Below are 21,764 nucleotides of genomic sequence, written 5' to 3' on the forward strand. Positions count from 1 at the left end.
TTTTAAGAAAAGATATTTATTCAGATAGCCTTTTTTATTTCAGCACAAATCCATTCTCTTTCAAGGTATTCAAAACCTCAGCTATAATTTTAGAACGGTTTTCTGAATCATTTTTCTTGGTACTTGTTTCTTCCCAATAGCGAATGTTTAATTGTACAATTGCAGCAGTAACATCTGTAATAACGGCGGCATCATCATGATCTTTGTCACTTACTTTGTCATTGCGTTTGAGAACATCTTTCACCAATGAAATGGCACGGTTATAATCTGATCCATATTCAAGGCCAACTGTAAAAGATTGCAGCAAAAAACCGCCACTGCTATAGTTGATTAAGGTACTTTTAATCAGCAATGCATTCGGAATATAGATAATTTTATTATCACTTTTGATTTCGGTATCACGCAAGTTTAAGGTAAGGACTTCACCTTTTACACCATTGCTTTCAATAATATCTCCTATTGAAAAAGGTCTTTTAAACGCAAGTAGTATTCCGGCGAGAAAATTTTCTCCAATATCCTTAAGGGCAAAACCGATGATGAAAGCAGAAATTCCGGCTCCGGCCAAAATACTCTGGGCAACTCCGGTAAGGCCAATAATTCGGAACATGAATAATAATCCAATAATCAAAAGAATATATTTAATCAATCGGGCAATAAAAGTAGCAAGCAAAGGATCGTCCATTTTCCGCTTTAGTCTGAGGTCTGCAAAAAGCCCGATTCTGGTTGCAATAAACCATGATATGAGGATGGTAAGTATAGCCAATAAAAGTTTTGGAGTTAAATCAACAAGGCTGTAATAATAATTTTCTACGTGCTTAAAAATGTCCTGAATAAACTTTTCCATATTGATAATTTTCATGAAAAATAAATTTACGGTTTATTCAAAAAGTACGAATTATAGAAAAAATAAGAAATCTTATAGAATTTTAAGCGTTTTTACGACTCGTTATTTTATAAAAGATTCCCGAGATCCTATAAGAGATAATGTGCACTCTGAGTTTAATTTTAAGTTAGTTTTTAAATTGTGAAATCATGAGATCAATATGGACAGGTTCAATCAGTTTTGGTTTAATAAATATTCCCGTAAAATTATTTTCAGCCGTACAGGAAAGTAATCTCGATTTGGATATGCTGGATGCAAAAGATCATTCGAACATTACTTTTAAAAGATTTAATGAAAGTACAGGTAAGGAAGTAGCATATGGAAATATTATTAAAGGCTATAAAATTGAAGACAAATATGTAATTCTGGAAGCTGAAGATTTTCAGGCTGCCGATGCAGTCAAAACAAAAACGATAGATATTCAAAGTTTTGTTGCTGAAAAAGACATTGACAGTATTTATTATGAGCAGCCTTATTTTTTGGAACCCGACAAAGGCGCAATGAAAGCGTATGCTTTGCTTCGTGACGCACTTGCAGAATCTGGAAAAGTAGGGGTAACCAGTTTTGTTCTCCGAAATAAAGAAAGTCTGGCGATTTTAAAACCGTATAAAAATGTTATTGTTTTAAACCGAATCCGATTTGAACAGGAAATTAGAGATCCATCCGAATTAAAACTTCCTCCAGTTGCCAAAACCAGCGCGAAAGAAATTAATATGGCTGAAAAATTAATTGATCAGCTTACCGAAAAATTTGACATCAGTAGTTTCAAAGATGAATATACCGCTAAACTTTTGGATATCATTAAAAAGAAAGCCAAAGGAAAAATAACCAAAAAACCGGCAGAACTTAAAGTGGTTCATAAACAATCAGACGATCTTATGGAAATGCTAAAAGCAAGTTTAGAAACTAAGAAGAAAAAGTCTTCTTAGCCTTTGCTGCGATCTTCAATTTTTTTAATGATTTTTTTAACGTTAGCTCCTTTTTGTAAAACGGGCGTCCATAGATCACCTTTTTTCTCAAAACGGTTTAATACATTTTTTATAGTAAATTGCGATGGATGTAAGGTGTCATTTACTTCACTCCATTCCAAAGGAGTTGACACAGTTGCACCTGGTTTAGGACGAACAGAATACGGCGCCGCCAAAGTCTGAGCACGTCTGTTTTGTAAATAATCAATATAAATTTTACGGTCTCTTTTTTTGATGCTACGTTCTAATGTTGTTGTATCCGGTAAACGCGATTGAACTTCTTTCGCTATTAATTCGGCTAAAATTTTTGTTGAATCGTAATCGTATTGTGCTCCTAACGGAATATAAACATGGAGTCCGGAAGATCCTGAAGTTTTGCACAAACATTCGGTTTCTAATTCATCCATGACTTCTTTTACGGTTAAAGCTGTTTTTACAACTTCAGTAAAATCTTGATTATCAGGATCAATGTCAATAACGAGCCAATCCGGATTATCAATATGCTGAATGGTAGAATTCCAGGGATTGATTTCAATACAGCCTAAATTGGCCATATAAAGCAAGGTTTCCTTATTGTTACAAATAAGATAGTTTATATCAGCATCATTTGATTCAGAGAAGATTTTCTTTGTTTTGAGCCAAGACGGACTTTTTTCTACATCTACTTCTTTTTGATAAAAACTAGTGCCATCAATTCCGTTAGGAAAACGGTTCATCGATTGTGGTCTGTTTTTTAAATAGGGAAGCATCATATCAGCTACTTCATTATAATACTGAACAACATCTCCCTTGGTAATTTTATCATCAGGAAAATAAATTTTATTCTGATTAGTTAGATGAAGTACTGTTTTGCCCACTTTTAAATCATAATCATCCTCTGATTTATTTTTTTTAGTATCTTCCATTTTTTCTTCTTCTTTTAGTTCAGTTGGATTTTTAATATTCGTTGGTAAAAAGACTTCATTCGGTTTTTTATCTATTCTCAGACCAAGATATACAGGATGTCTGAGGCGTTTATCATCTGTCCATTCAGAAAATTTTATCTGACAAACTAATTTTGGTTTTACCCATTGAATGGTATCTCGTAGTCCTGTTTTTTCACTTAAAGGAGATTCGGCAATAAAATAGGGCTGTAGTTTTGTGTACAATTCCTCAAGTATTTGTTCCGTAAAACCTGTTCCGCATTTTCCGATATATTGAAGTCTTTTTCCATAATATTGTGCCATCAAGATGGCACCAAAATGCTTTCTTGAATTTTTGGGCTCTGTAATTCCTATGATAATCGCTTCTTCCTGATTGGCTGTTTTAATTTTAAGCCAGTCATGACTGCGTTTGTCCGATAGATAAATGCTGTCAGCTTTTTTAGCAACAATACCTTCGTCAGTATTTTTGGTAGCGAGTTCAAATTGTTTTATACCATCGCCAATAGTATGGCCGGCATAAAAAATATTTGAAAAATTATATTTATTAAATAAAATTTTCAATAGTTCTTTTCGGTCAAGAGTAGACAATTTAGTGACAAGATTTCCGTCTAGACTCAGTAAGTCAAATACATAATATTTTAGGTTTCCAAAACCCGTTTTAAGGTAATTTTGAAGCAATTGAAAACTTGCTTTGCCTTTTTCATCTTCAACTACAACTTCTCCATCTAACACAACCGCATGATCAATTTTTTTTAATTCTTCTGCAATGGGTTTAAAACTAGTATTGAAAGAAATTTCATTTCTACTGTATAATTCAACATCATCATTTGGGTTGATAACTGCAATAGTTCTGTAACCATCATATTTATTTTCAAATATCCAATCGTCATCATCAAATGCCTTATCAGTAATTGTGGCTAACATGGGCTTAATGAATTCAGCAGGTTTACCAGCCTTTTTAGCTGTTTTTTCGGTTTGCTTTTCTTCATCGGAGGTCGTAACTATTTCACTAGCTTTTTCTCCCAATTCATCTAAAGTTCTTTTAGAAATAACCGATTTATCTTTTTGTAATATGTCATTATCGTTAACATATTTATCATTTTTTTTGATTAATAACCAGGCATTTTCCTGTTTTCCATTTAGTTTTACCAATGAAAATTCACCTTTAAGTTTTTCGCCATTAAGGACAAAACTCAAACGGCCTTTTTTTAAATTCGCCAATAACGTTTTTTCAGGTGATGCTGTTTTTTCTGATGGAGTATAAGTTCCGTTATCCCAGACAATGACATTTCCGGCACCGTAATTTCCAGCTGGAATAGTACCTTCAAAATCCTTATAACTGTACGGGTGATCTTCAACCATCATAGCAAGACGCTTAATATCAGGATCCATTGAAGGTCCTTTTGGGACTGCCCAACTTTTAAGAACACCATCCATTTCCAGCCTAAAATCATAATGTAAATGTGAGGCTGCATGCTTTTGCACCACAAAAATCAATTTATTTACTGATTTTTCAACTTTACCTTTGGGTTCCTGTGTTTGCTTAAAATCTCTTTTTTTATTGTATTTGGAAAGTGACATAGGTTAGAATTGATGAGTTAGATAAATGAGTGAACTGGCTCAAACTATAAAAAATAATAGCTTAAAAAATTTAAGTAATTGCTTATAATGGTCAATACAACAAATATAGAATTGAAAAAGAGGAATTTTTTTATAAGATTCTGTCTCACGATTTCATAATTATCAGATTTTATTGTAAATAATACATTTAAAGTTAACCAACGGTTTCAACTGGTAAGACCAATATTATTTATTTTCTGTTTCCGAATTTTGACTATCAAGGTTGAATCTTAGGCTATAAATGATGTTTTCGTAGATTTGTTTAAAAACATAGCCAACGGTTTCATCCGTTAGAACACTCTAATAAATTATTTATACTGACTTACAATAAATTGTATAAGTTTTACGATTAATTATGTAAGATTTTCTACATTTTATTTTAGAACTTCGTGTGGAATTTTATTACCAAATAATTTTAATATTAACCTTTAACCTACTAAATACAATGCGACACTTTAACTATATTGCCATTTTTTCGAGCGCCCTGCTAATTGCTTGTAGCTGCTCTAACGATAATCCCGCTACAAATCCAGATCCGGGAACACCGACAAATCCGGTAGAAAACAATCCAGCTAATACAACTTATACTCCTGCTTTTTCTGGTCAAACGCGAATTGGGGGTTTACAAACGAATACTAGTTATGAAGGAAAAGTTATTACTTCGGCACTAACTGCTCCCTGGGGTGTAAAAAGTCTTCCGGATGGAAGATTACTGATTACTCAAAAAGCCGGAACGATGCGTATTGTTACTGTTGCCGGAGAAGTAAGTGCTCCAATTACAGGTATTCCAACAGTGAATCCGGCAGGACAAGGCGGATTGTTAGGGTTGTGTCTTGATCCTGAATTTTCGTCAAACCGAATGATTTACTGGGTTTTTTCTGAAGCATCAACAGGAGGAAATCAAACTTCAGTTGCCAAAGGAAAATTATCAGCAGATGAAAAAACAATAGAAGGAGCGGTCGTAATTTATCGCGCTAATCCGGCTAATCCGAGTAATTTGCATTACGGCGGCCGTATACTTTTTGACCAAACCGGAAATTTAATTGTGAGTACCGGAGAGCGATCTGTACTACAAACAAGACCATTAGCACAATCTGTTACAGCGGCACTAGGAAAAGTAATCAGAATAAACAAAAACGGTCAGGCAGCAACAGGTAATCCAACTTTTACGCAGGCCGGAGCGTTACCGGAATTATATAGTATTGGCCACAGAAATCCTCAAGGATTGGCACTTAATCCATCTACCAACGAAATCTGGTTGTCAGAGCATGGACCAAGAGGAGGTGATGAAATTAATCGCCTGAAAGCAGGTGCAAATTATGGATGGCCTACTATTACATACGGAATTGAATATGATGGGCCAGCAATTGGAGCAGGAATTCAGAAACAAGATGGTATGGAGCAACCTGTTTATTATTGGGATCCGGTAGTATCGCCAAGCGGAATGACTTTCTACACCGGTAATCGTGTTCCTGAATGGCAAAATAATCTATTTATTGGAGCTTTAAGCGGTATGCATATTGTTCGTTTAGCCATAGATAATAATAAAGTTGTTGGTGAAGAAAGGCTGTTGGCAGGCGAAGGACAACGCTTTAGAGATATTACACAAGGAAATGACGGCGCTTTATATGCAGTTACAGATCAGGGCCGACTTTATAAAATTGACAAGAAATAATATTTAAATCAATAAAAACAAAAAATGGTGCCTTGATAGGCACCATTTTTTGTTTTATCAATTGTAGAATTCTTTGAATTTGTATTGTAAGTCACTTTGGAGCTAAATAAGCATTGGTAACAAAGCATAGTTAAAGAAATAGGATAAACTTGCATAACTAAAATAAAGTCCATAGCCGATATTGAGGCAATTGAGACTATTATTATCTGAAGAATAATTTTAAAGATCCATAACAAGTTATTTTTTGAGTACTAAATGAATGTGTTTCATCTATTGTCATTGAATTATTGAAAATAGATGAAACACATCAATTATTATTAAGTACTCGCAATTGGATCATTATCTATTTGCTTTTCTTTTTCTTCTTCCTTCTTTTCATTGGTTTTAGAAACAGAAGAATTTGAATACTTTTTATAACATCCAATAGCTAATAACGGAAAAGCCCATTTTCCAAAGAATGAACTGGCCTGACCTTTTCCTGCCAGTTTTAAAGTCGCTGCCAGAAACAAAGAGCCGGCTCCAGCGCAAAGAAATGTATTTGAAGAAAGACTTGAAAATTTCTTTTCTAAGGTTTCTCCAAAATTTTCTATGTTTTCTGGGTTAAAAATATTTTCCATGATTTTAGATTTATTTGTTAGCGAGAGACTAGTCAACTTTTGATGAATCTTTATTTCGGATATTCTGTTCTTCCCTGTCCAGATCCGGATTATTAAGATGATCACCTTCCAGGTCATTTAGATTATTGTCTTCCAGATCATCATCTGCATCTTCGTTTTCATAGAGATCATCTACATCAGGGGTTCCATCATCATAAGCATTAGGATCGCCTTTGTCAAGATTATTTTGATCATCGTATATTTCCTTATCCTCATCTTCTTCTAAAGCATCTAAAAATTCCTGATCTAAATTATCCTGATCATTTGTAATAGAATCTTCTTCATTAACGATTTCCTCATTAGGATCATAATCAGTGTCAGTTTTATTGCTTTCGTATTCATCAACATAACTAGAATTTTCATCTGACTGAGGAGGATCTGTAACTACTGATTCGCTAAAATGAAAATCACGGTCAGACTGACCGTAATTTTCCGGATTTTCTGTTCTCATATTTGAGTTTTTTGTTTAAAAAAGTTAATTTTTTTTTGAAACCGATTTTTTATCATCGCTACTTGATTTTGTAGTGCTTTTTGAAGTACTTCCTTTAGAATCAGATTTTCTGTCCGAAGTTTTTGCACTTGTAGTGCTACCGCTTTTTTGATTTGAAGTGTTCATAATAATTAGTTTTAATTAATAATAAGTTTGCAATTTTATAATTTCAGATGTTTATGTTTTGAATTTGAAAATGTACTTCCTGGTATCAGTATCCGAAATTTCCGGTACAGTTTTACTAATTCTTATTTGTGATGAAAAAAGTTATTATGAATACCGGAAGTACAAATCAATTCTAAATTGTCTGAATTTTAAATTCATTTTTAATAATCTAATATTGTAATCCAAATTTAAAACTGTACTAATAGTTTTTTTTACAAAATTTTAGTTTGTAATTGTGTAATTATCAGTGGTTTGATAGTTTGTCTCAACTCAGGATGTTTCACTTAAGTCCAAAAAAAAGATGCTGATCTGAATTAGCATCTTTATTATTAAGGAGATAAAAATTTGTTTACAATGGGATGTAAACAGAAAATGTACTGCCATGATTAATCTTACTTGTTGCTATAATAAAACCATGGTGATTGGATATAATTTTTCTAGCTATAGTTAAACCAAGACCACTTCCGCTATATTGATCGTTACTGTGCAATCTGTAAAACGGATCAAAAATTTTGTCTTCAAAATCACTATTAAAACCAATACCATTATCGATAACATTAATTTTCGTATAATTAATTTCCGGACCCCCACCAATTTTAACTATTTCTGCTTTCGATGGCTGTTCCGCTTCAATTTTAATTTGAGGAATCGCATCGTCTTTTGTATACTTGATGGCATTAACAATCAAGTTGATGAATAACTGTTGCATTTGTGACGGAATAACATTTACCTGAGGTAGAGATGAAATAGTAATGAGTGCTTCTTTTTCCAGAATGCGATCTTTTAAATCGGTAATTACTTTCTTTAAAAGTACATTCAGATCGATCTTTTTATACGCTTTTTCAATAAAATTAATTCTCGAATAAGTAATTAGGTCTTCAATTAATTGGCTCATATTGCCTGAAATAACTTGAATTCGATCGAGATTATGAATGCCAGATTCTGTCAAATTTTTTTCATGATCAATGATTCTGTTGCAAAACATCTGAATCTTACGAAGTGGTTCCTGCAAATCATTACTTGCTGCAGAACTAATAGTTTCTAATTGGTCATTATATTTTTCCAGTTCCAGATTCTTTTTAGTTAATAGGTTGTGGGTTGTGATAAGATCTGTAACATCCTCAATGGCGAGAAGTATCATTCCCGATGATTGTGTATTCATAATGCGACGAGCATTGACAATCATAATTTTTTTACCGAGACCAGTACAAATGGTGTCGATTTTAAAATCTTCTACAATATCTTTTTCAACAAGCGTTTTTAAAAGCAATTCTTTAAATTCAGGAATATCCCACTGACAGTCACCAATTTCAAAAAAAGAATGGCCTTCTGTTTCTTTTTGTGTGGTTTCAAAATATTTATAAAATGCCGGATTTGCGCTTTTTATAAAAAAATCCTGATCAATAATTAACAAAGGTTCACGAATAACATTGACAATATATTCAGAATAATTCCGCATTGAAATGAGTTGTTCCTGACGATTCATTAATTCATCATTTACACACAATAATTCGGCATCATTTGACTGTAATTGTTCCGTAGCCGTTTCAAGTTCTAGGCTTATTCTTTTTAGCGTTTTATGAGCTTCAGCTAACTCATTTTCCAGTTCCTTAATTCGCAATTCCTGAGATTTCTTTTTATCTGAGATCTCTTCACTCTTATCTACATTGGCATATTCCAAAGGATCTGGCAAATAATTTTCATCAGAAGGTTTGCGAACAAATATTTTTTCAGGTTTTGAGAGAGTTGTAAATATATATTTTCCATTACGAATGTTTTCAGATTTTCCAAGAAACAAAATTCCTTCGTTTTTAAGGGAATAATGAAACGAGTTTAAAACTTTATTTTGTAAAAATGAATCGAGGTATGTAAGCACATTTCTACAAGAAACTAAATCTACTCTGGCAAAAGGAGGGTCTTTTATAAAGTTGTGTACGGCAAAAATGCACATGTCCCGGATAACTTTATTAATATGATAATGACCATCAATTTTGGTGAAATAATGATGCAATCTGGTTTGTGAAATTTGTTGTACATCCTGAGCAGAATAAATGGCAGCTCTCGCTTTTGAAATACATTTTTCTGAAATATCAGAAGCAAAAATCTGAACTTTTAAATCGTTGTTTCTCTCTGATAAGTATTCATGAAGCTCTATTGCCAATGAATAAGCTTCTTCGCCAGTGGCACATCCGGCAACCCAGATACGTAAATTGTTATTGACTGAATTTTTAATTAATTGTGGGAATGCCAGTTTTGGCAGAGCATTAAAAAAGTTTTGATCTCTAAAAAAATACGTAATAGGAATAAGAAAGTCATTAAAAAGCAAATTTTGTTCTACTTTATCATTTCGAAGATGGAAATAATAATCCTGTAGACTCTCTTTCCCATTCATTACCATTCTTCTGGCGATACGTCTTCTTATGGTAGGTTGTTTATAATGACGAAAATCATTTCCTGTTCTTAGAAAAATTAGATTTATAATTTGCATTAATATTTCTTCTTCATTCTTTGGAAGATGTTCTTCGTTAGTGTACGCATGATTTGTTGTATAACTTTTTTGTATTTCCAATAGTTGCGGAGGAATAAGTTCAGGCGCTAAAACATAATCAACAATATCTGCATCTAAGGCACTTTGTGGCATTCCTTTAAATTCTGCCGTTTCAGGATTCTGAACAATTGTTGTTCCGCCAACTTCTTTTATTTTTTTAAATCCAAAAGTTCCTTCAAAAGCAGTTCCGGAAAGAATTACACCAATAGTAAAACTTTGATATACTTCTGCCAGGGATTCAAAGAAAATATCAATACTTGCATTTTTTCTTTCACCACGTATTCTTTGATGTAGTTTTAATACTCCGTCTTGTGCGATTAGATTATTATTTTCAGGAATAATATAAATATGATTCGGAACAAGATTAATAACATTTATAATCTCGTGAACAGGTATTTTTGCGTATTGCTCCAAAATATCAGATAAACTTCCAGAATGATTAGGAGATAAATGTTGCAGAATTATATAGGCCATTCCAGAATCTGGATGTATTGCTGTTAGTAATTTTTTAATAGCGTCTAATCCGCCTGCAGAAGCACCTATGCCAACAACGGGGAAATTCTGTTCTGCTTTTTTTGGGTGTTTTGTATCAGTAATTTTCATGGGATTATATGCTGTTACTTATATCAAAGATATGGTAAGTGTTTCATTTTAAGAAAATTATGGAAATGATGTAACCTTTAAATTATAACTATGTAAATAAATCGCAAAAATCTTTTGAAAATTTGTCTTATTACAAGTATTAAAAAAATATAAATATTTAAAAATCAAGATTATGAAAAATTTATTAATGACATTAGCCATGCTTCTTTTTGTTGGAACGGTCTCTGCACAGGAAACTCCTAAAACAACTAAAAAAGCTAAAACAAGTACAGACACCATTTTAAAAAGTAGTACTACAAAATCTTCTACGCACAAGACAGATTCAGTTAAAACAAAGCATCCTGCTACTAAAAAGAAAAGTAGTACAAGACCCAAAACTGCAACTGATACCATAAAACCATAAAAAATATAATGGAATCAATCGTAGAAAATAAAAAAAGCCTGTATAATACGGGCTTTTTTATTAATTTGTTACCTGTAATTAATAAATTTTGTCAACCAAAAATTAATTATAAAATGCTTCTTAATATATTTTTGAGGTCATTAAAATTACTCGGTTTAGTTACATAATCTTTTGCATCGAGTGTTTTTACCAGATTTGCTGATATAGGAGCCGTTGAAAATATAATGACAGGAATATTTTTAATAGCCTCTCTTTTTTTAATTTCTGCCAAAAGTTCAATACCACTCATCAGGGGCATATTAATATCAAGGAAAATCAAGTCTGGTTTTATTTCTTTGTCAACCAATTTTTGTAAAGCTTCTATCGGATTATGAAGAGCCATATATGCAGCAGTTGACACTCCTTCCAGCGCCTGCTGAAAAAATTCGCAATCATCAAAATCATCATCAATTTGCAAAATATTTTTATACTTCATATGCAGCTTATTTGGTTTGATTTTTATCAATGATCTTCTTGTAAATTTAAATATTTTCAAGGAAATAAAATAGTTTATTTCCTTGTTTTTTTACATATTGTAGGATTATATTTATTTTTTATACATTTGAAAAGAGATAAAAAACTTGTTTAATAACAATTTCCTGATTTAATATTAAGTTTCATTGTGATGGGGTGAAGATATTTTTAAAGAATCTGAGTTATAGCTTCTTTAGATTTGAATCTCTTGTATAGTCCTCATCATAACAATGTTTACTACAACTCATGGATGCAATTATTAAAAGGATTACGCCGGTAATAATCTTAAAGTTTAAATTCGTCATAGGAAAAAAGTTAAGTTTTAGTTATTGATTTTTTATAAAAATAAATTGATGACAAAAGACGATTTTATATAATTTTTGTTTTTAGTTACATAATTCCCATGTTCGATGAAATGCGTATTATTTTTAGTAAATTTAAGTCTAATTAAAAGTTGAGTGAAGGATAAGATTGAAACCTTGTAACATTTAAATAAAATTATGTAAGAGATAGTAAATATATATGTTCACTTTTGTTGTCTTAAATACCCTGGATAAACTGAGTCAAAATGGAAATTGTAATTAAAAAGAATAGATATAAAGCCAAAAACACAAATTGAAAACCTGAAAATAATTACATATTACATTCATATACTTGAATATTTAAAAAACAAATCTTCAAAATTTTGAAACCTATTTTTTTTTAACTATTAAAACTTAATTGTATGAATTCAGATTTCTTTGAAATAAATAACTATTTTGTTGATAACATAAGTAGTTTACGCAAAAAATATCACATCTATAATGATAAACGTGAGCGTATTGGAAGTATAAAACAGAACCTAACATTTAGGCAAAAAATATTAAAATTAATTCCCTGTAAAACTTTGTTTCCTTTTTTGATAGAAATAAGGAATGCAAACGGCGGACTTGAATCTTCGATTGCAAAACGTAGTTTCTCATTTGTGTCTGATATTACTTTGTACGATGCACTTGGCAAAAAGATTGGAACAATTTACAGAAGAAATTTTTTTACACCCGAGTTCAAAGTTTTAAATGCTTCAAATGAAGTTATAGCCGAAATCCGTGATGCCTGGCATGGACCTAATTTTGTTGTTTATGATACAACAGAAAGACAAATAGGTTCTATCGATAAAAAATGGACCGGACGAATGAAGAATTTCGTAAAATCGAATCGCAGTTATAATGTAAGTATGAGTACAAATTATTCAGAAAATGAAAATCGAATTGCAATTTTAACCAGTGCTATAGCAATCAATATGCTTTTTTTTAATTGATTAAATTATATTTTTTGTTTTTCATTGAAAAATTAGACATTCCTATTTATAAGCCTGTCAAAATAGTAAATAAACTATTTTTAATTTTAAAAAATTAGAATTATTGAAAGAACTTTACACATCAGAAATGCCAAATAAACGCATAACGTATAGTAATATACTACAAATTGATGATGATTCAGACGATTGTGAATTATTCATGGAAGCACTGGAAGCGGTATCTGCCGCTAACTACACTGCTATTTATGATCCGGTAGAAGCATTGCGAAAATTGATGCAGAAAGAAATTAACCCGGATGTTATCTTTCTCGATCTTAACATGCCCATCATGTCAGGACTTGAATTTATGACTGAAATTAAAAAAGAAGAAGAACTAAAAGAAATTCCCATCATTATCTTTTCGACTTCGCAGTTAGATGATATTATTCGTGAAGCCAAATCATATGGAGCCCATGATTATATATCCAAACCAAACAATTTTAATGATTTAAAACGAATTTTAAGTCAATATACTTTTTCAGTTTAGCCGTTATTAATTATAATATTATTGTAGCCGTAAAGGGTTCAGCAGTGTAAATGATGCTAAGAAAATATTCAGGGAAGATTTTATTATTTTTATTATTTTTATGGGATAATCGAGTGCCAAATCGTGTATATGGTCCTTTAATTGTAATTAGATGAAATTATCTACTCAAATTCTAGTTGCGTTTACTCTTGTGATTTTGTTGTCCATTGCGGACTCATACACGAATTATATGCTATCGAAAAAGGTACAGCTTAACTCGCAGTTTCTCGCCAGATCTGAAGAGATCATTCGTAATTCTAATAAAACGCATAAAGCTATAATCGAAATGCAAAGCGCTTTTCGAGGTTTTTTGCTTACTGATGATTATACTTTTCTGGATTCTTATTTTATCGGACTAAAAAAAGTGCCTTCATTGATCAAAGAACAGCAACTTCGCGTTGGAAATAAGAATGACCAGCGTGCCACATTAGATTCTATCAGTACACTTCACGCTAATTGGGTTCGATATTCTGAAGAATTGATAAAATCCAGAAAAGAAATGCCGGATTCGTATAAAACCTTATTCAATACTTCTTTAAAAAGGCATGTTGGAAAAAAAATAAACGACGCGATTGCCGAAAAATTTTCCCGATTTGATAAAATCGAATATAAAAAGAGAAAACATCATACAGAAATGTTACTCACTTCTTTAAGATATGCACACACTTTTTCATTTATATTCCTAACGCTAACCGTCATCGTCGGATTGTTAAGTACTATCTTTATTATGTATGTAACCAATAAAAGAATTAATTCGATGGTTCGTCTTGCCGAAAATATCTCTAAAGGAAATTTCACTATAGTAAAAGATACTAGAAATGATGAGCTGACTGCCCTGTCAACATCGCTAAACAGAATGTCAGGAAAACTCGATAAAAACATTCATGAGCTGAAAAACAGAAATGCTGAGCTCAATAAATTTGCCTATGCAGTTTCTCATGATCTTAAAGCACCTATTCGTGGTATTCACAATGTGGTAAGCTGGATAGAGGAAGACATGGAAAACGAGTTATCGCCAGAACTAAAAAGATATCTCAGGATTATTCCGCAAAAAACCAGACGTATGGAAGCCCTCATTAATGGTTTGCTGGATTATGCCCGCCTAAACTTAAAAACACCTTCAGAATATATCGACACCAATGCCCTGGTGCACGAAATTGCAGATTCGATTGTTCCGAGAAATTTCAAACTTGAAATTGGTAAACTTCCGGATCTTTTTACAGAGAGAATTAAATTGGAACAGGTTTTTGCCAATTTGATTAGTAATGCCGTAAAATATACGCCGCAACAGGATGGCTTGATTCAGATCAGTTGCGTTACATTTGGTGGAGTGCATGAATTTTCAGTAAAGGATAACGGAATTGGTATTGCGGTAGATTATCACCAGAAAATATTTGAAATATTTCAGACACTTCGGGAACAAAATGAACAGGAAAGTACCGGGGTTGGTCTCGCAATTGTAAAAAAAATAATTGATGATCAACAGGAAATTATAATAGTTAAATCGAAATTGGGCGAAGGTGCCGAATTCATTTTTACATGGAGAAACAATTAAGTTATGAAAAAGCCCACAATTTTATTAGTTGAAGATGACGAACTGGATGTGATAAGTGTCGAGCGATGTTTGAAAAAATTAGAAAGCGAGTATGTACTACACACCGCTTATAACGGAATCGAAGCGTTAAAAATACTTAGAGATACTGAAGCAGTATTAGTTCCGGATGTAATTTTGCTGGATATTAATATGCCAAGAATGAACGGAATAGAATTCCTGAAAGTACTAAGAGAAGATAAAAAACTAAAGGATTTAAAAGTGTTTATCATGACAACATCCTCAGAAGGAAATGATCGGACTGCGGCAGAAAAATTAGGGATATCAGGTTATATTATTAAACCTTTGAATTACAATGATAATACAAAACGTTCCGATTCTATGGATGCTTTTGTGCAATTTCATTTAAGGAAAATATTATTTGATGATGGTATATAAAACAAAGTTTTTTATAGTAAAAAATAGTAGATTAGTAAAAGATTAAGGGGCAGATTTTTTAAATTATTCGATAAAAGTTGGGAATATGAAAAATAAAAAAGAAATTGAAACGAAAGAATCTCAGGATGTCCTTGAGTTTCCGATTGTTTTGACAGAAAAACCTTCAACGGCAAGGGACAAAAAGGTAGATTCTGAGGAATCTATTTTGACTGACGCAGAGTTTTTAAAGATTTTGATAAAAGTTAAAAATGGTAATTTCACACAACGTTTCCCAACAGATCAGAATGGAATTAAAAGATCAATTTGCGATACCTTAAATGAAATCATTGACCTCAATGAGCGAATGGTTTTTGAGTTTCAAAAAGTAGGAAAAAGTATTGGTAAACAAGGAAAACTAACCAATAGGGTTGCACTTGATGGCGCTCGTGGTTCGTGGAGTTCCTGTGTCGATTCTGTAAATACGCTGATTTCAGATCTGGTGCACCCAACTATCGAAATTGCCCACGTAATTACCTCGGTGGCAAAAGGAAATTTATCTCAGGAAATGCCGCTTTCTATCGAAGGAAACCCGCTTCAGGGAGAATTCCTCAGAATTGCAAAAGAGGTAAACGGAATGGTAAAACAGCTGAATCTGTTTTCGATGGAGGTTACACGTGTGGCACGTGAGGTAGGTACAGAAGGTAAACTGGGAGGTCAGGCAAAAGTGCGAGGTGTTGGTGGGGTTTGGAAAGATTTGACCGACTCTGTAAATAAAATGGCGAGTAACTTAACGGGTCAGGTACGTAATATTGCAGATGTAACAACAGCGGTAGCAAAAGGAGATTTATCTAAAAAAATTACGGTTGACGTAAAAGGAGAAATCCTGGAACTTAAAAATACGATCAATACGATGGTGGATCAGCTGAATTCGTTTTCTTCTGAGGTAACCCGTGTGGCAAGAGAGGTAGGAACCGAAGGAAAATTAGGAGGTCAGGCACAGGTAAAAGGTGTAGGAGGAACCTGGAAAGATTTAACAGATTCGGTAAATCAGATGGCATCCAACTTAACCGGCCAGGTACGTAATATCGCCGATGTAACAACTGCGGTAGCAAAAGGAGATTTATCTAAAAAAATTACCGTAGATGTAAAAGGAGAGATATTAGAATTAAAAAATACCATCAATACGATGGTGGATCAGCTGAACTCGTTTTCTTCTGAGGTTACGCGTGTGGCGGTAGAAGTTGGATCTGAAGGAAAACTGGGAGGTCAGGCAAAAGTAAGAGGTGTTGGAGGGGTTTGGAAAGATTTGACCGATTCAGTGAACCAGATGGCATCGAATCTAACGGGTCAGGTACGTAATATTGCCGAGGTAACAACAGCGGTAGCAAAAGGGGATTTATCTAAAAAAATTACAGTAAACGTTGCAGGAGAAATCCTTGAACTTAAAAATACGATCAACACAATGGTGGATCAGCTGAACTCCTTTGGTGCCGAGGTAACCCGTGTGGCACGTGAGGTAGGTTCAGAAGGAAAACTGGGAGGTCAGGCAAAAGTAAAAGGGGTTGGTGGAACCTGGAAAGATTTAACCGATTCCGTGAATCAGATGGCATCGAACTTAACAGGTCAGGTTCGTAATATTGCCGAGGTAACAACCGCAGTAGCCAATGGAGATTTATCGAAAAAGATTACGGCTGTAGCCGAAGGGGAAATCCTGGAGTTGAAGAAAACCATTAATACGATGGTGGATCAGCTGAACTCTTTCTCATCTGAGGTGACGCGTGTGGCACTTGAGGTTGGAACGGAAGGAAAACTGGGAGGTCAGGCAAAAGTAAAAGGTGTTGGAGGAACCTGGAAAGATTTAACGGACTCGGTGAATCAAATGGCATCGAACTTAACAGGTCAGGTTCGTAATATCGCAGAGGTAACCACAGCAGTAGCAAAAGGCGATTTATCACGCCAGATTACCGTAGATACAAAAGGAGAAATCCTGGAGCTTAAAAACACCATTAATACGATGGTGGGACAGCTGAATTCATTTGCATCCGAGGTAACCCGTGTGGCGCGTGAGGTAGGTACCGAAGGAAAACTGGGAGGTCAGGCTCAGGTGGAAGGTGTTGGTGGAACCTGGAAAGATTTAACGGATTCGGTGAACCAAATGGCATCGAATTTAACCGGCCAGGTACGTAATATCGCCGAGGTAACCACTGCGGTTGCAAAAGGGGATTTATCATTACAAATTACAGTAGACGTAAAAGGAGAAATCCTGGAACTTAAAAATACAATTAATACCATGGTGGATCAGCTTCGAGGCTTTGCTTCGGAGGTAACACGTGTATCAAGAGAGGTAGGAACAGAAGGAAAGCTTGGAGGTCAGGCGAATGTACCGGGAGTTGCCGGAACCTGGAAAGATTTAACAGATTCGGTTAACCAGATGGCGGGTAACTTAACTGCTCAGGTACGTAATATTGCCGATGTGGCGATTGCCGTAGCAAATGGAGATATGTCCCGAAAAATTACCGTTGACGTTCGTGGGGAAATTTTGCAATTAAAAGAAACCCTGAACACGATGGTGGATCAGCTTCGTGAATTTGCCTCCGAGGTAACTCGTGTGGCACGTGAGGTAGGTACCGAAGGAAAACTGGGAGGTCAGGCGAATGTACCGGGAGTTGCCGGAACGTGGAAAGATTTGACCGATTCGGTGAATCAGATGGCGGGTAACTTAACGACTCAGGTACGTAATATCGCCGAGGTAACGATTGCCGTTGCGAATGGAGATATGTCGAAAAAAATTACGGCTGACGTTCGTGGAGAAATCCTTCAATTAAAAGAAACAGTAAATACGATGGTGGATCAGCTTCGAAGTTTTGCTTCAGAAGTAACCCGTGTATCAAGAGAGGTAGGAACAGAAGGAAAACTGGGAGGGCAGGCGTTCGTACCCGGAGTTGCCGGAACCTGGAAAGATTTAACAGATTCGGTGAATCAGATGGCCTCTAACTTAACAGGTCAGGTGCGTAATATTGCCGATGTAACTAAAGCAGTAGCCAATGGTGACCTTTCGAAACAAATTACGGTTGACGTAAAAGGAGAAATTCTGGATTTGAAAAATACCTTCAACACGATGGTGGAACAGCTGAATTCGTTTTCATCTGAGGTAACCCGTGTAGCACGTGAGGTGGGTACTGAAGGAAAACTGGGAGGGCAATCTGAAGTAAAAGGGGTTGCGGGAACGTGGAAAGATTTAACGGATTCGGTTAACTTGATGGCTTCTAACTTAACTTCTCAGGTTCGTGGAATCGCGAAAGTTGTAACTTCCGTAGCAAAAGGAAACCTGAAACAAAAATTATCAATTGATGCCAAAGGTGAGGTTGCACAATTAACAGATACGATCAACGAAATGATTGATACGCTGGCAACCTTCTCAGATCAGGTAACAACCGTGGCGCGTGAGGTAGGAGCAGAAGGAAAACTGGGAGGTCAGGCAAATGTACCTGGAGCTTCCGGAACATGGAAAAACTTAACAGAAAACGTAAACCAACTTGCGGCGAATTTAACGACTCAGGTACGTGCGATTTCTGAAGTGGCTTCTGCGGTAACACAAGGGGATTTAACACGAACTATTGGTGTTGAAGCAAAAGGGGAGGTAGAGGCTCTTAAAGATACCATCAACCAGATGATCTCGAACCTGAAAGCAACAACTTTAAGAAATCAGGAACAAGACTGGCTGAAATCGAATTTGGCTAAATTTACCCAAATGCTTCAGGGACAAAAAGAACTTAATTCGGTTACCAGAAAAATCCTTTCTGAGCTGGCAACGGTTGTAACAGCACAACACGGACTCTTTTATATTTTGCAGGAAGATGAAAATTTTGAGGACTCAAAACTGAATCTGATTGCCTCTTATGCTTACATCAAAAGAAAAAATTCGCCTACGCAATATGCAATGGGAGAAGGACTTATTGGTCAGGTGGCAATCGAAAAAGAACGAATTATTCTGAGCAATGTACCTAAAGATTATATTCGAATCAATTCAGGTTTGGGTGATGCCAAACCACAGGACGTTATTATTTTGCCGGTACTTTTTGAAGGACAATTAAAAGCCGTTATAGAATTGGCATCTTTGGATACATTCAGTCAGACACACTTAGATTTCCTTGAAGGATTGACAGAAAGTATCGGAATTGTATTGAATACAATTGAATCGAACTCAAGAACAGAGGAGCTTTTGGTACAATCTCAATCGTTAGCAAGCGAGCTAAAAAGTCAGCAGGAAGTACTAAAAAACACCAATGAAGAACTGGAGGAAAAAGCATTCTTACTAGCGAATCAAAAAGAAGAAGTAGAGCTTAAAAACCAAGAGGTAGAGGTAGCGAGAAAAGCTTTGGAAGAAAAAGCAGATCAGTTGACTTTAACATCCAAATATAAATCGGAATTCTTAGCGAATATGTCGCATGAGTTGAGAACACCGCTTAACAGTTTACAGATTTTAGCCAACGAATTAATCGCTAACAGAGACGGAAATCTTTCTGAAAAACAAATTCAGTTTGCCAAAACGATAAATTCCTGCGGTGATGACTTAATTCAGTTGATTAATGACATTCTGGATCTTTCGAAAATCGAATCAGGGTATATTTCTGTGGATTACAATCCGATTAGTTTTGATGAAATCAGCCGATTTGTGGAATCAACCTTTAATCCAATTGCGGCAGCCAAACATTTACGCTTTAAAATCAGCATGGATGAAGAACTACCGGAGTTGATTGAAACCGATTCACAACGATTAAATCAAATTTTGAAAAACTTGCTGTCGAACTCTTTCAAATTTACAGAAAAGGGTGAAGTGCAATTAAAAATATACAAAGCCAATAACAATTGGAAAACGGCCAATCTTAGTCTCGATAAAGCAGAAGCAGTTGTTGCCTTTGAGATTTCGGATACCGGAATTGGAATTTCCAAAGAAAAACAAAACATCATATTTGAAGCTTTCCAACAAGCCGAAGGTTCAACCAGCCGTAAATATGGTGGAACTGGTTTGGGATTATCAATCAGCCGTGGGCTTTCAGATTTATTGGGAGGAAGTATTGAACTGGAAAGCGACACGAATATCGGAAGTAAATTTACACTTTTCCTTCCTTTGCAGTATGTAGATATTTCTGAAATAGAAAATATTGATGTAGAAGAAGAAACAGATGTAAAAGGCCGTATCAAATCATTGCCTTCTGAAAAATTCAACCGATCTGATATTGATTTGTTTTTTGTGGATGAAATAGGCGATGACAGAACCGATATTAAGCCTGGAGACAAAGTATTATTGATCGCAGAAGATAATCTGACATTTGCGAGAATTATGCTGGAGCAGGCACATCTCAACGGAATTAAAGCAATTGTAACCACAAAAGGAAATGATGTGATTGATTTTATTAATCAGTTTCATCCGCATGCCATTACAATGGATTTAAATATGCCGGACAGCAGTGGATGGAAAATTCTGGACAGATTGAAAACGGATTTTAATTTACGCCATATTCCGGTTTACATTATTTCTGGTGAAGACGAGAGAAATAAAGGACTTAAACGTGGTGCGAGGAACTTTTTCTTAAAACCGGTTAAGAACGATTCACTGTCTTATCTTTTTAATGATATTCATGACTTTAAAAATAAAAAAATAAAAAATCTGCTAGTAGTAGATGATAATGAACTTGAATTGAGCCGAATAATAAATGCTATTGACGGAGATGATATTACAATATCCAGTGCTAAAACGGCGAAAGAAGCAGTTGCATTAATACAGGAAAAATCATTTGATTGTATTATCTTAGATTTGGTTTTACCAGATGCAGATGGTCTTGAGATCATTACGGATTTGGAGAATAATATTGCCGGACAGGAAACAGCTATTATTATACATTCAGCTGGTGATGTTACAAAAAAACAAAGGCTAAAACTGAACAGATTTGCTCATAGTATTATTACGAAAAGCGCTGGTTCGATGGAAGAATTGATTGATCAGACTGCTTTGTTTATGCATCGTGTTCATAAAGAACTTCCTAATGAAATGAAAGAAATCATCGAATCATTTTATTTGAAAGAAGATGTATTGCCGGGTAAAAAAGTTTTATTAGTAGATGATGATGTACGTAATCTTTTCGCATTGACAACAGCTCTCGAGCGATATGGATTGGATGTAATTAGTGCCGAAAGTGGTCAGGAAGCAATCGATATTCTGAATCAAAAGAAAGACATTGATATTGTCCTGATGGATATTATGATGCCCGAAATGGATGGTTATGAAACGATGAAACGCATTCGAAAAGATGCTAAACATAAGGATCTTACCATTATTGCCGTAACAGCAAAAGCAATGAAGGGCGATAGACAGCGTTGTATAGAATCGGGTGCCTCAGATTATATGACGAAACCCGTAAATGTTGAGCAGTTGTCGTCGCTTATGCGCGTGTGGCTTAAATAATAATTTTATATTCAATGCAA

General features: G+C 34.5%; 15 protein-coding genes. 8 read left to right on the forward strand and 7 right to left on the reverse strand.

Annotated elements, in window-relative coordinates; genetic code table 11:
- Positions 1-34 precede the first annotated feature (34 nt).
- Entirely contained in the window at positions 35-859 is an 825-nt protein-coding gene (locus AC6CH4_RS11605) for a mechanosensitive ion channel family protein (protein WP_498103123.1), read from the reverse strand.
- Positions 860-1,032: 173 nt separating this feature from the next.
- On the opposite strand from AC6CH4_RS11605, the gene ku reads away from it, so the two are divergent.
- Entirely contained in the window at positions 1,033-1,812 is a 780-nt protein-coding gene (ku, locus tag AC6CH4_RS11610; RefSeq protein WP_498103125.1) for a non-homologous end joining protein Ku, read from the forward strand.
- Here ku and ligD read toward each other — a convergent pair.
- A complete protein-coding gene (gene ligD / locus AC6CH4_RS11615; RefSeq protein ID WP_498103127.1) occupies positions 1,809-4,355 on the reverse strand; it encodes a DNA ligase D in 2,547 nt (848 codons plus the stop codon). The two genes, ku and ligD, sit on opposite strands and share 4 nt — an antisense overlap.
- Before the next feature lie 484 nt (positions 4,356-4,839).
- On the opposite strand from ligD, the gene AC6CH4_RS11620 reads away from it, so the two are divergent.
- Entirely contained in the window at positions 4,840-6,069 is a 1,230-nt protein-coding gene (locus AC6CH4_RS11620; protein ID WP_498103129.1) for a PQQ-dependent sugar dehydrogenase, read from the forward strand.
- Between the two features lie 317 nt (positions 6,070-6,386).
- On the opposite strand, the gene AC6CH4_RS11625 is transcribed toward AC6CH4_RS11620, so the two are convergent.
- The 4 genes from AC6CH4_RS11625 to AC6CH4_RS11640 form a co-directional block, all read right to left on the reverse strand.
- Positions 6,387-6,686 (reverse strand): hypothetical protein, encoded by a 300-nt coding sequence (locus AC6CH4_RS11625; protein ID WP_498103131.1) that lies wholly within the window; start codon positions 6,684-6,686, stop codon positions 6,387-6,389.
- Between the two features lie 28 nt (positions 6,687-6,714).
- Positions 6,715-7,176, reverse strand: coding sequence for a hypothetical protein (locus AC6CH4_RS11630; protein ID WP_498103133.1), 462 nt, complete (start codon positions 7,174-7,176; stop codon positions 6,715-6,717).
- Positions 7,177-7,200: 24 nt separating this feature from the next.
- Positions 7,201-7,341, reverse strand: a complete 141-nt coding sequence (locus tag AC6CH4_RS11635) for a hypothetical protein (protein WP_498103135.1) — start codon at positions 7,339-7,341, stop codon at positions 7,201-7,203.
- A gap of 388 nt (positions 7,342-7,729) precedes the next feature.
- Positions 7,730-10,531, reverse strand: a complete 2,802-nt coding sequence (locus AC6CH4_RS11640; RefSeq protein ID WP_498103137.1) for a CheR family methyltransferase — start codon at positions 10,529-10,531, stop codon at positions 7,730-7,732.
- 172 nt (positions 10,532-10,703) lie between these two features.
- Between AC6CH4_RS11640 and AC6CH4_RS11645 the strand changes: the two genes are divergently transcribed.
- Entirely contained in the window at positions 10,704-10,934 is a 231-nt protein-coding gene (locus AC6CH4_RS11645) for a hypothetical protein (RefSeq protein WP_498103139.1), read from the forward strand.
- 106 nt (positions 10,935-11,040) lie between these two features.
- On the opposite strand, the gene AC6CH4_RS11650 is transcribed toward AC6CH4_RS11645, so the two are convergent.
- Complete coding sequence (locus tag AC6CH4_RS11650) at positions 11,041-11,409, reverse strand: response regulator (RefSeq protein WP_498103141.1); 369 nt, start codon at positions 11,407-11,409, stop codon at positions 11,041-11,043.
- Positions 11,410-12,171: 762 nt separating this feature from the next.
- Here AC6CH4_RS11650 and AC6CH4_RS11655 point away from each other — a divergent pair.
- The 5 genes from AC6CH4_RS11655 to AC6CH4_RS11675 all read left to right on the forward strand — a co-directional run bounded on the left by AC6CH4_RS11655 (position 12,172) and on the right by AC6CH4_RS11675 (position 21,744).
- Positions 12,172-12,744: a phospholipid scramblase-related protein gene (locus AC6CH4_RS11655; protein WP_498103143.1), complete on the forward strand. Its 573-nt coding sequence runs from the start codon at positions 12,172-12,174 to the stop codon at positions 12,742-12,744.
- Positions 12,745-12,847: 103 nt separating this feature from the next.
- Positions 12,848-13,270 (forward strand): response regulator, encoded by a 423-nt coding sequence (locus AC6CH4_RS11660; RefSeq protein ID WP_498103145.1) that lies wholly within the window; start codon positions 12,848-12,850, stop codon positions 13,268-13,270.
- A 229-nt stretch (positions 13,271-13,499) separates the two neighbouring features.
- A complete protein-coding gene (locus AC6CH4_RS11665) occupies positions 13,500-14,864 on the forward strand; it encodes a CHASE3 domain-containing sensor histidine kinase (protein ID WP_498103147.1) in 1,365 nt (454 codons plus the stop codon).
- Positions 14,865-14,867: 3 nt separating this feature from the next.
- A complete protein-coding gene (locus AC6CH4_RS11670) occupies positions 14,868-15,299 on the forward strand; it encodes a response regulator (protein ID WP_498103149.1) in 432 nt (143 codons plus the stop codon).
- 85 nt (positions 15,300-15,384) lie between these two features.
- Positions 15,385-21,744 (forward strand): HAMP domain-containing protein, encoded by a 6,360-nt coding sequence (locus AC6CH4_RS11675; protein WP_498103151.1) that lies wholly within the window; start codon positions 15,385-15,387, stop codon positions 21,742-21,744.
- The last annotated feature ends 20 nt before the right edge of the window (positions 21,745-21,764 follow it).

The organism is Flavobacterium sp. GQ95, assembly GCF_059758655.1.